The 12,977-nt window shown below is 38.7% G+C and carries 9 protein-coding genes; 2 read left to right on the forward strand and 7 right to left on the reverse strand.

The window, feature by feature from the left end; all coding sequences use genetic code 11:
- Positions 1-19: 19 nt before the first annotated feature.
- On the reverse strand, positions 20-475 hold the full coding sequence (locus tag IPI99_10255; protein ID MBK7340897.1) for a hypothetical protein: 456 nt from the start codon (positions 473-475) through the stop codon (positions 20-22).
- A 336-nt stretch (positions 476-811) separates the two neighbouring features.
- Here IPI99_10255 and IPI99_10260 point away from each other — a divergent pair, with 336 nt between their 5' ends.
- Entirely contained in the window at positions 812-2,623 is a 1,812-nt protein-coding gene (locus IPI99_10260) for a hypothetical protein (GenBank protein MBK7340898.1), read from the forward strand.
- A gap of 166 nt (positions 2,624-2,789) precedes the next feature.
- On the forward strand, positions 2,790-4,559 hold the full coding sequence (locus IPI99_10265; protein ID MBK7340899.1) for an acyl-CoA dehydrogenase family protein: 1,770 nt from the start codon (positions 2,790-2,792) through the stop codon (positions 4,557-4,559).
- 517 nt (positions 4,560-5,076) lie between these two features.
- On the opposite strand, the gene IPI99_10270 is transcribed toward IPI99_10265, so the two are convergent.
- The 6 genes from IPI99_10270 to IPI99_10295 form a co-directional block, all read right to left on the reverse strand.
- Positions 5,077-5,841: a hypothetical protein gene (locus IPI99_10270; GenBank protein ID MBK7340900.1), complete on the reverse strand. Its 765-nt coding sequence runs from the start codon at positions 5,839-5,841 to the stop codon at positions 5,077-5,079.
- A 110-nt stretch (positions 5,842-5,951) separates the two neighbouring features.
- Complete coding sequence (locus IPI99_10275) at positions 5,952-6,350, reverse strand: CBS domain-containing protein (protein ID MBK7340901.1); 399 nt, start codon at positions 6,348-6,350, stop codon at positions 5,952-5,954.
- A 65-nt stretch (positions 6,351-6,415) separates the two neighbouring features.
- Positions 6,416-8,431 (reverse strand): urocanate hydratase, encoded by a 2,016-nt coding sequence (locus tag IPI99_10280; protein MBK7340902.1) that lies wholly within the window; start codon positions 8,429-8,431, stop codon positions 6,416-6,418.
- A 324-nt stretch (positions 8,432-8,755) separates the two neighbouring features.
- On the reverse strand, positions 8,756-9,190 hold the full coding sequence (locus IPI99_10285; protein MBK7340903.1) for a DUF1761 domain-containing protein: 435 nt from the start codon (positions 9,188-9,190) through the stop codon (positions 8,756-8,758).
- Positions 9,191-9,566: 376 nt separating this feature from the next.
- Positions 9,567-12,266: a gliding motility-associated C-terminal domain-containing protein gene (locus IPI99_10290; GenBank protein ID MBK7340904.1), complete on the reverse strand. Its 2,700-nt coding sequence runs from the start codon at positions 12,264-12,266 to the stop codon at positions 9,567-9,569.
- 325 nt (positions 12,267-12,591) lie between these two features.
- The gene (locus IPI99_10295; protein ID MBK7340905.1) at positions 12,592-12,960 is read right to left on the reverse strand and encodes a DUF983 domain-containing protein; all 369 of its coding nucleotides are present in this window, start codon (positions 12,958-12,960) and stop codon (positions 12,592-12,594) included.
- Positions 12,961-12,977: the final 17 nt, after the last annotated feature.

The following is a 12,977-nucleotide window of genomic DNA, read 5'->3' on the forward strand; positions in this document are numbered from 1 at the left end:
AATAATCTTATGAGTGATCTTAATCACATGCAGGTGGGCATGGTCTTATCATGGGACTTGCTGATTTATAGTAAATAATGGGATCGGTGTCATTCCCCATTTCGCGTAAATTAACGTCAATCGGAATACAATAAAATAAGCTTTGGGTATTAGTTGTATAATTTGCATCCCCAGGAACAAGCCTAAAACCGGCCACTTGAGGGTTACTATACATACTGTACATATATGCCACCATATCTTTAGAAATCGTGAAATACCTGTTCATTGTAGAATCGTTATGGAGGATATTCTGTCTGGCCAAATCAATGGTTCTTCGTGCAGTATTTGAAGACTCCTCCTGTAATGTATTGTACTGTAGCATCCTCAATGTTGTCGTATTGCAGTCTTCAACAAACAGGGGCAGATCAGTCATATTGAAATAAAATATGAAAAATCCAAATAGTACACCTAGTCCAAAGAATAATACTTGTTTCATGATAATTATTGGTTTTTAAAAGTGAATTTTTTTAAATTGAGTGAATTAAAGATAATTGAAATTTTTAAAATGAATATATTATTCGGTTTGATTGGGTTCAGAAATAAAATGCAGCTTATTTTTATTATATTTAAGTATTTAATTACTAGTAAATAACATATTATAGAATAACATATATTATATATTTTATCAATTCTGGGTACATTTTATGTGTATCAAACACTAATCATTAGTGTATGAAAATGGAAAAATGTTACTATCCAACATTTCTCAAATATTATCACAAGTGCTTAATATGAAATATTCAATCATCCATCGAGTCCAGCACAATCAAATATGAACACAATTACTGGGTTTATTCATAGAAATATTGGTAGGGTCAAATTACTCATTTTGGCATTTGCCTTTGCGAGTCAGACCTTGCTTGGATCTGATGGATCCTCTCAGACTATCAGAGATTCTGAAGTTTATGATATTCCTGGCTTTTATGCTATGGAAGCGCACCAAAAGGATAGTGCACTGACCTCTCAAATCATGAAAGCAAAGCTTGACCAACCAATCAGTGAATACTGTAAACTTGTTATATACTTTGAGAAAAAATCTTGGCTTCATTTTTTAAATGAAAGACATCAGCCATTATTTGATGATTATAGTTCTGTGATAACTCTAATGGACGACGATCAACATACATTGATCGCATATATTTTATCAATTTCATCGCTTTATCTCACCTGGGGCAAGGTGCAGGGAGCATACACTCTTGCACAGTTTGCTATCAATAAATCTCTCGAACATAAAGAATATTTGTTGCTGGTAAAGTCATATGTCAGTGCTGGCAGATCTTTCGGTTTCAAAGGTGACAAACTTGAGGCTTTCAGATTTTTATTGAAAGCAAAGGAAGTCTGTGACAAATATGATTTTAGTTCATATGAATCTGAACTTTGGTTTGAAATAGGAGAGTACTATCAAATTTTAAATGCGAATTATAAAAGTTACGATGCATTCTTTAATGCCGAAAGGAGTATCAAAAAGATGAATAAAGTCGATACTTCTCTCTTGTATAAGTATAGCGTATCAAAGATGCAAGTATTGCACAATATTGACACAGCCCAATTTGATGAAAAAGAGATCCTTAATATTTTAATTTGGGCGCGAGCCAAAATGGATATAGATCTTGAGGACAAAGCTTCAGCAACCCTTCGTCAAGTATATATCGAAAACTCTGATTTAAAAAAAATAAAGATGTACTATGAGTTGTATGCTCCACGAGAGCTAGATCTACTTAAGAAAACGGATTGCTATTTGTATAATAAAATAAAATCTTATATATCCGAGGCTGATCATCATCTGGATTCTGCGGAATATTATAATCTTCTGGCTGAGAAATTTCTTATTGATAAGTCTCAATCTTACTATGCATTTAACTTTTATTGGAGATTGGGTCAATTTTATCAGCGCACAAACCAAGTGACAAAAAGTATTGCAGCATTTGAGAAAGCTATTCTTAAGTCTAAAGGACTAGATGTATTACCTCGCGTGATAAATGTGACTATAGAATTGTGTACACAGTACAAAAATATAGGAGATTACAAAAATGCATTGAAATATAATCAACTTCAAATGATGTATAAAGATTCGTTGCAATCAATCGCAAATTCTGAGCAAATGTTTAATCTGAAATTGAGTAATGAAGAAAAAATAAGACAAAATGAGTTGGATAATTTAGCAAGAATCAATGAACGTAGATTCAATCTCCAATATATGGGGATCATTATAGTTCTTACTTTGGCATTTTTGGCAATAATACTAATGGGAACTTATAAATGGCCGGAATGGACGATACGACTTTCAGGATTTGTTGCATTTATCATGCTTTTTGAATTTATTATTTTAATTCTTGATCAGAAAATTCACCATCTTGCTCATGGAGAACCTTGGAAAATGCTAGCCATCAAGATTGGAATCATATCGTTCTTGCTTCCATTTCATCATTGGATAGAATATAAGGTGATGAATTATTTGATCAGTCATAAAATGCTCCGATTCACAAGACCGTCTTTTTATAGAATTTTTGGGAATTTCAAAACCTGGTTTACTCATAGTGCTATTGAAGAAAAGTCTAATACAGTTCAGGAAAAGAGGATTTAGCCAATTTGTTTTTAAAACCATTTTATTGATGCTAATGAACAGTCAAAATGAGAATTCAGCAATGACATTTTAAGCCTTTGGAGTTGACATTTTCTTGATTGCCAATCGGTTTCTTAGTATATTTAAACAAATCGCACTAACTTTCATTTTATTAGAAACATTCGACATGGCATCATTATTAAAGGGTGGGGAGTTCCTGATTAAGGACACCGATATTGAGTCTAATTTTATTCCTGAGGATCTTTCAGAAGATCAACTTATGATCAGAGATTCCGTTAGAGAGTTTATAGAAACCGAAGTTTGGAAGTATGGTAACGAACTTGATCATCAGGTAGAACTCCTGAATAAAGCTGGAGAATTGGGACTACTGGGCGCACACATACCTGAAGAGTATGGTGGGGCACCCTTGGATACCCATAGTAATACGCTTATTTCTGAGGAGTTGGGTAGGGGGAATGGATCATTCAGCACCTCCTTAGCTGCACATACCGGAATAGGGATGTTGCCTTTATTTTATTTTGGTACGGAAGAACTAAAGAAGAAATTTTTGCCAGGCCTGGCTGCCGGGACTTTGAAAGCTGCATATTGTTTGACTGAACCGGGATCCGGTAGTGATGCCTTAGCTGCCAAAACTCGCGCTGATCTTAGTCAAGACGGTAATTATTATATTCTGAATGGACAGAAAATGTGGATCAGCAATGCCGGTTTCGCAGATGTATTTACAGTTTTTGCCCAAATTGATGGGAACAAGTTTACCGGATTTTTAGTAGAGAAAGGCACAGCGGGGTTAAGCTTAGGAACGGAAGAACATAAAATGGGCATCAAAGGATCTTCTACCAGGCAGGTGTTTTTTGAGAATGTGCAAGTACCGGTGGGCAACGTGCTAGGTGAGGTCGGAAAAGGGCATTTAATTGCATTTAATGTTTTGAATGTAGGAAGATATAAACTCGGTGTCATGTCGATGGGAGGATGTAAAATGTGCTTGACCCTGGGTGTAAGATATGCCAATGAACGTGTTCAATTCCAACAAGCCATATCTGGTTTTGGTGCGATACAATACAAATTAGCCGAAATGGCGATCCGAACGTATGCCCTGGAGAGCACGGTATACCGAGTTTCCGATCTTATGGATGATCACAAGACAGTTCTATTGAATTCAGGTAGCAGTTACGGTGCAGCCATGTTGGAAGCATCAGAAGAGTATGCTGTCGAATGTGCCATAATTAAGATTTATGGGTCTGAGGTACTGGATTACGTTGTGGATGAATTGGTGCAGATTTACGGAGGCAATGGTTTTAGTGAGGAATTTCCCATTTCCAGAATTTATCGGGATGCCAGAATCAATAGAATTTACGAGGGTACCAATGAAATCAATCGGATGCTGATTATTAACATGATTTTGCGAAGAACTTTAAAAGGGAAACTAGATCTGGTTGGGCCTGCGTGGGATGTTCAGAAGGAATTGACGAGCCTGCCGGATATGAGTCAACCGGAGGGTCGCTATGGCAAGGAAATTCGATCAGCAAAGGATTTTAAAAAGATGACTCTTATGGTAGCCGGGGCTGCTGTGAAATACCAGATGGATGGAAAACATGAACTTAAAGATCAACAAGAATTGCTGATGAATGTCGCAGATATGATGATTGACCTTTACAATGCAGAGTCTGTGTTATTGAGACTTCAAAAGCTTTCTTCAAGGAAAACAGAGGAAGAAATGTCCATTTATGAAGCAATCATGAAGGTTTTCTTTTGGGATGCTCAGAGCAGATTGGTCAAAAACGCTCAAGATGCACTAGCTTCTTTTGCTACAGGTGATGAACTTAAAATAATGCTCATGGGTGTGAAACGATTTGCGAGGTATGAGCCGGTCAATGTGAAAGAATTAAGAAGGTCTATTGCAGGTAAAATGATTGCTGCGAATGAATATTGTTTTTAGTTATTAAATGAGCGTATTCATCCATTGTGGTTTAACCTTAGGGTTTTACCTTGGAAATTGATTATGATCGAAATTGACTCCAAATGAAGGACAATGGACCGTGCATAATCCATGAGAATTGATTTTATATGATTGTTTAGTTACAGCCGCAATCGTTCCTTGAATATTGATCCAAATGTAATTTTGAAAAAAGATAAGTTTACTCCCTTAATAGTTATCGCGATCCTCGGTAGAGTAAGGATCAAGTCCCTCATTTTTGGGTGAACGATTTTACTCAACTATTGCTTTTTAAAATCATTTGGTCAAATCAGATTCCTTGATTTTATTTCCCATTAGATTCTCACAGGGAATCACCAAAGCAGATTCCAGTGTCAATTTGAAATTAGTGTTTTGAATACTCCAGTTAGTTAGTTTTTCCGGAATCGAATTTATGCGTGAAATTCCTTTCTTACAAACTATAATATATTTAAGGTACAAATTTTTGAATGGTGGAGAGCTAGTACCCGAAAATTCAGAATTAAACCTGTTCAGTTTTGTCTTTGTTTTTTGTTTTGAGAATGGCTTGTGCCTGCAATGGCCAGGATTCGATTAAATTCTGGTCTACGTCCTCGAAAAGTACAAACCAATTTCTCATTTCTTTTTGGGAAATTTCTGCAATTTGTTCAAAACTGCGAATTCCTGAGGACACTAGTTTCTCTTTTACATTTTCATCAATGCCTACAATCCAGACAAGCGGATCAGTTGGAGCAGCATGAGCCAAGCTCAGTTTTGTAAAAGTCTCTTCGCCGATAACTTGTTGAAGGATCAACATATGTTGATTGAGCAAGGATCTCATTTCCGAGACGAGCTCAGGATCTGAATGTTGTTGGGTCTGCGCAAGTGTTTTGATCTGCTGTGACAAACTTTCCAATTTTTCATCTAGTAGTTGAATTGACTCTGAAAATTTTGGTAATGATTTGTCCGTCGTTTGTTGAGTATTGCCCATTTGGTCAAATTCACGTCTTAACTGGAGATACTTATGCTCTATTGATTCATATTTGGACTTCCAGTCTTCATAAGCGACCCTAAAAGTTTTCTCCTGAGATTGTAACTGCTCGAATTTGTCGCTCAGGTCCAATTTTTCTTTCCTTACCTGATCGAATTGCAGTTTCACTGCTTCTTTATCAAGGGCTAATTGCTCAGCATTCCTTTTGTATTTTTGGACATAACTTACGCACGCAGCAATGGTAGCTATGACCAAAACAGCAAAGAAAATCAATAAAAAGCCGTACCAAAGTGGCATGAAAGTGTGGTTTGTTACAAAAGTAAGGAAATAATTAAACAGCACATGAAATTTATATATAATAATTTTTCATGTACTGTAAAACTTTGAGTACAAGCTCTATTTAAAAATTAAGCGTGAGGTGGATATTCCTTGTCGTAGGCATATTTCAAGACATCAAAAGTAGTGACGATGCCTACCAATTCACCATTTTCAATAACAGGTATAGCGTGAAACAAATGCTCCATAAATACTTCAGCAGCTGTTCCAATTTTATCTGAAGGTTCTATGTATGCCACTTTGGGAGTCATGACATCTTTGGCAGTAACTTTACTCAAATCTTGTTGCTCCTTGCATTTTTTGAAAATATCATTCATTGAAAGCATGCCCTTCAATTGTCTGTCTTCGGTGACCGGAACGTGTTGTATTTTCTTGCTGATCATGATTTCTTTGATGTCATGCAAATTGTCATTTGGATTCACTGTGATCAAATTGCTCGTCATGATTTGGCTTACCTTTTCGTTCATCATAATTGGACTCGATTTTGATTGTATGATATAAGTTTAATTGTTCTCACAAATGTAGCTTTCTTTTGTCAAAATATATTTTTTGTAAGCTCATTTTCTACAATATTGGGCAGGGTAACCTCGAGGTCTGGGAAATTGTCCATGGCAAGTTGTATGGTTTGAATCGCTCCCGGATTTCTTGCCCATGCTCTTCGGGCGATACCATTGTTTACATCCCAAAACAGCATTTGCTCGATACGCACTTTGCTTTCTTCAGTTCCATCAATCAACATGCCAAATCCCCCATTGATGACATCACCCCAACCGACGCCGCCTCCATTGTGCAGGGATACCCAACTAGCCCCTCGGAAAGCATCTCCAATGACGTTGTGGACAGCCATATCAGCTGTAAAGCGGGATCCGTCATAGATATTTGAAGTCTCCCGGAACGGGGAGTCGGTACCGGAAACATCATGATGATCTCTTCCGAGAACTACCGGACCTATTTTGCCTTGAGCTATAGCCTCATTAAATGCCAGAGAAATCTGTATTCTTCCTTCAGCATCGGCATAGAGAATCCTTGATTTTGATCCTACCACCGGAAGTTGTTCCCCTGCGCTCCTGATCCATCTGATATTATCTTGATATTGTTGTCTTCTGTTGCCCTCCGAATTCTGTTCCAAACGCATTAAAGTTTCAGCAGCGATTTGATCGCTGAGACGTAAATCCTCCAGAGAACCTGAGGTGCAAACCCATCTGAATGGACCGAAGCCATAATCGAAGCAAAGGGGACCCATGATATCTTCCACATATGATGGATAGCGGAAGCCGGAAGGCCGTGAGTCGTCGATAATATCTGCGTCTGAGAGAGCGGCTTCTTTCAGAAATGCATTGCCATAGTCCCAAAAATACATTCCCTGTTGATGCAAAATATTGACAGCATCGACATGTCTCCTCAAAGTTTTTCTGACTTCTTCCATGAACTTGTTTTTGTCCGAAGCAAGAAGTTCTTTCGCTTCCACAAAGCTCAAACCACCTGGACAATAGCCAAGGTCATCTATATTGTGAAGGGAAGTCTGATCTGAACCCAAATGAACGCTTATTTTATGGCGAGCTGCATATTCCCAAAGGTCAACCACATTGCCGGCATAGACCAGACAAATGCCTTGATCACCGATGTAAGTTTGAGCTTTTTCGAAAATAACCGGGAGCTCATGGTATACATGTGCTGCATCAATATAATTGTCTTGTATTCGCTGGTGAATGGCATCCGGATCAACTTCTGCAATGATGCAAGTGGCGCCTGTGATTACGGCTGCAAGTGACTGTGCGCCGGACATCCCTCCTAATCCGGAAGTGATAAACAATTTGCCCCTTAGATCTGAGTTGCCGAAGTTCATCCTACCTGCATTGAGTAAGGTGATCGTGGTACCGTGAACGATGCCTTGTGGTCCAATATACATAAATGAACCCGCAGTCATCTGTCCGTATTGAGTTACACCCAATGCGTTGAATTTGTTCCAGTCTTCCTTGGTAGAATAGTTTGGAATCATCATACCGTTCGTTACAACTACACGCGGAGCAAATGAAGTTGACGGAAACAATCCCAAGGAATGTCCTGAATACAATACCAAGGTTTGTTTCAGGCTCATTCGACTCAGGTAATTCATACAAAGTCTATATTGAGCCCAGTTTTGAAACACCGCACCATTACCTCCGTAAGTGATCAATTCCTGAGGATATTTTGCTACGAGCGGGTCCAGATTGTTTTGGATCATAAGCATGATTGCAGCAGCGGGCTTACAAACACAAGGGTATTGTTCTATCGGCCTTGCCCTCATTTCATAGTCGGGAAGAAATCGATACATGTATATTCTTCCGTATTGCTTCAGCTCATGAGCAAATTCATCTATCAAGATATGGTGCCATTTCGAAGGGAAATACCGGAGTGCATTCCGGACAGCAAGATGTTTATCATCCTTAGACAATCCATAAATATTGCGCTTAGGAGCATGGGGTAGCTGAGGATCCGGTATTCTGCTTTCAGGAAGGTTTAGTGGTAAAAATTCCTTGACAAGTTCTTGAAATTGATGAAGAGACGACATAAGTTCATTTGAAATGAATCCCAAAGATCACAATTTACATGCAATGTAATGGATCATGTAGACTCAAATTCGCTTTGGGAAAGCAAGATTGCATTTTTGGGTTGAATGAATTCGTTTGGTACTTTCTAGCTTGCCTCGACTTTAAGATTTATGATGATAACGATGATGTTATTCATAAGTTATGCAGAATGACAACTTTGAGGATTTTAATAAAAAAGACCGGAATGTACCCGGTCTTTTTTATTGTGAGCTTGTCTGGAGGATTGATCAGACCTTCAAATCGATCTTTTCAATCATGACATGTGAGATTGATCTACAGCACGTTTATTTCTTTTGCCAAGCCCCTAATATTGCCCCGATTACAGTAAATACAACCAAGGCATAAGAGCCATTGACCATACTGAGCGTATTCGAATTTGCGGCAAACAAATTGCCAATGAATACTTGGATGCAACTGATCAAACCGATGATGAATCCGATCGTGGCTCCCGAAACAAGGTTGTTAGCATTGCTTTTGTTGATTAACCAATTGATCAGCAATGCGTACACGATCATCGCGACGGTGTTGAGAATCATAGGAGTTGCTGACATTGGAATTTCAACTCCGTTTTTCAACATTTTGGAGTGGTCATCTGTCATGGTGATTCCGTTTCCTGCCATCCACGGCGCTTGAAATAGAGCACCGTACCATAGGAAACCGATACCCATACAGGCAATAACACAGGCAACTATTGCCATCCAATTTACTTTGTAGTTCATAATAATTGATTTTGTTTAAAGATGCTTAAAGTTATGAATAATTTGCCAGTATGTCTTTTAATAGAAATAAAAATATGATAAATTGAAATAATATAATAATATAAAAATACCTTGTGATCTTTTAAGTAGTAGTTTGCCAGCTACTGCGGTCCGACACTACAATCAACACCATTAAAATTGGAATGGGTATAAGTTGGAATGTTAAACATAATCATATGATTCTTCAAAAACAGAAAACATTCCCAATAGTAATTTTTAAATCCACTGTGGCAGCAAAGTTTAAAATCAGAACCAGAGTCAAGAATATAAAAGCGATTTTGCACTGCATCGGAGGTCGGTGTTATTACAATGTACTCCTCTGGGATATTTGATAAGATTACTTTACTAAGGTGATATCACCCACCAATTTATTCATGAATCCTTTATTGTTTTCATATTCTATGATGTACACAAAGACATTGGGATTGAGAGCTTGTCCAAGGAAAGTCCCATCCCATTCCGGATTCGACGAATCACTGAAGAATACCCTTTGACCTTGATTATTGAATATCGAACAGGATTTGATGATTAAGCCCGGGCTGGCGAATACAGTCCACTTGTCATTGACCATGTCTCCATTTGGAGAAAAAACATTTGGAACATATATAGCAGTTTTTTCCAGCAGCTGTATGCTGAATGTGGAGCTGAGACCACAACCATTTTCATCTATAGCATCAAGGGTATAATCCTGAGATCTCATCACTCTGACATGGATTTCATTTTTATCCAATTCCATGATTTGATCGTCCAATGGTTGGATTTGGTATTGACGCAGTTTGTTGCTATCTGCATACAGTTGCAAAATCAATTGATCATCGAGATAAGCACTATATACACCTGTGATTTTGAGTGAGTTTTTAGGAAAGGAGATTACATTCAGTTGCTCTATAGTATCACAGTCTGTTCCTGTACCGGGTATAATCAAGTGGTATGTTCTACCAGGGGCATAAGAGTGATTTTTATACCATAAAATACTATCCGGGCATATCATGAAGTCAGTATTGTAGCGCAGCAAATCCTTGCGTGAAGTAATCACTGTCAAGCTGGTATCACAGGCATACGACTGAACGGGTAGGTTAAAAAAGTAAATGCTATCGGGTTTTAGCCAGTGGTTCCGGTAGGGTATTTCTGTTCCCTCACATATGGAGATGCTATCTGTCTTAAAGACTTGTGTGGCTTCTTTTAGCTCAATGATATAGATGCTGTCACATTGGGAATTCCTGCTGATGGTGTCTCTTATGGTCTGTCCGGAGGAATAACTTTTGTTTTTGTACACAAAATTTTTGTTTCTACAAACTGTTACGGAAGACTGTTCTTCGACAGGACCGGAACGGAAATCAACAAAGATCGAGTCTCTTGTGATACACCAGTTGGTATCTTTGATTTCTGCCCAATACCATCCGGGAGAGTTGACATTCCAGGAGAACCTTTTCTTCCCATCACTCCAGGTCGGTACATAGAGGCTTGTGTGCGGATCTATCATAAAGTCAGTGGATTGGCACAATACAGTGTCTCTGCCCAGATTGAAGGGAGTCTGTGGATAGTATGTGATTTTTACCCTGACGCTGTCACTATAGCACTGAGGCCTATCCAGCACATAGGTATATATGCCTTGCGAATCTATACCGGGTGTGAATTGACCGGTATTAACTTCGTGGAGTGGTTCAAGCCATCTGCCCCCTTTGTTCTTTGGGGCTTGAATAGCAATGAATAGATCAAACGGAGGGTCTGATCTACAAACTGTATATTCCCCATATGAGCCTGCTTCAGGTAATCTCGGGATGTCGATGGTGACGAGAGCATCTACCAGTTGGCCTTTGGCGTACATCTTGATGCGGAGCTCCCTTGAGCCTTCTGTAGGGACTGGCAGGAGATTGTGATATCGCAGTGACTGAATCAGAGCTTTCCAGTCCATGGTACTCGCTGATGCTTTATTGTAAACAGAGAGCCTTTGAGGTCCGGATTGGACGATGAGAAAGTTTGGATCAGAGCTGGTGCAAAGTAAGTTTTCGTTGAGGCCGTCCAATGGCGGCAGATAAAATTCGAGTTGTAGGCTGTCGATGGGGTATATGGAGTGGATATAGAGATCATCGTCACAAAGGGAGATGCTGTCCGTTGGGCAGGGTGCATAGAAGCTATTGCCATTGGTATAATCACCGCTGCTTCCATCTTCGTCAAGGTCCAGAGCGAGGACGCAGCGTGATGACATAAACTCAGACTCATGAGCCAGAGAGGTAAAAGAGTATTCTCCGTTTAAGGAAGATTTCTTGCAGACGAGTTTTTGGGTTTTGTCTCTGAGGTTGATCTGATAAACTTCCACACCTGATTTAGGGCTGCTAAAATTGTAAACGAGAGTCAGATAGAGATCTACAGAGTCACATGAATGAAAGTACTGGTTGAGCGACATTCTTACGGCATTATAAGGACCGGCAAGGTTGGCAGAATCAAAGCGGAGAGACATGATATAGACCGGTAAGTCCGGCTTATCCAGAGGTATTTCGTAGAGCATCGTAGAATCAAAATAATTTTGTTCAATAACAGCTCCTGTGATGCCATAAAGCTTGTCATGGAGTATCGTCAAAGCCTCCCACTGCAAGCCGGGTTTTAGTGTAGATAAAGTCCTCGCAAGAGAATCCCTTTTGTATTTGTAGGGCATGTACTTCAGTCTTCCATCTTGCAATCCGATATAATGTATGCCTTGATAGTCAAGTGCAAAGGATTGAATTCCACCGTCGAAAAACGGGCGACTACTGAAAATTGACCTTGATTTTGTGAGTGGTCCTTTATTTAGTGATTCATCAGTTTGTACATAATAGGAATCATCACTATATTCTATATGTTTATTCGAATTGAAATGATATTCATCGTAAAATCCATTTATGCGCATAATCATTGTGCTGCTATCGCTGCAGTCATTAAGGCGCAATTTTACAATCTCATGACCGAAAGAGGTTTGAGTTTTGTATATTGTAAATTCTTGTGAATACGACATTGTAGTCATCATCCAGGCAAAAAAACAGATGAAATAAATTCTCATGGTAGGGGATTGTCCAAATAATAGAAGTATGATAAATTTAATTCCTGCTATAAAATTACAGTAAAATCAGGAAATCAAAAGAATTGAATTTACTTTTCCATAATTCCAATCAGCAAGATTAAACATGGTATAAATAAGGGAATTCGCTTACTTTAAAGACTAAAATGGTGAATACTTGCCCTCTGATTTGAAAAGAATTTCATCTGGTTCCCAAACATCATCGACATAACCATAAAGAGGACAATAAAAATCGAATAGAGGAATTGTTTTTCATCATGATCAATGGCCTGCAAGGGAGTAAAAACCGGATAATTTGCTTTCTCCGCTATGCCCTCCTTTCTTTTGGCTTGTACTTCACCAATATGTGGATCCAAAGTGATCTTGCCAACCTGAAAAGGAAAACAAAAAATACGGCAAGCGTTAAGGCAAGTAATCCTACTGCAAGAACCCAATCCATATGAAATACTAATATCAAAGTGCCTACAAAGATGAGGCTGAAGAATGCCGAAATGATGTAACTCAGAAACATAGCACCGTAATAGAATCCCGGTTCACGAAAAAACTCTTCATTGCAAACTCCGCATCTCTCGTTCATTGTAAAAGAGTAATCGAACAGTTTATTGTTGGGAAAAAGACTTCCTTTTCTACAAGCGGGACATTTCATCCCCAGCACAGATTGTATCCAGTTAGGCATTGAATTTTGTTTGGCAG

This window comes from Saprospiraceae bacterium, from assembly GCA_016710235.1.
In the GTDB taxonomy this organism is placed as follows: domain Bacteria; phylum Bacteroidota; class Bacteroidia; order Chitinophagales; family Saprospiraceae; genus Vicinibacter.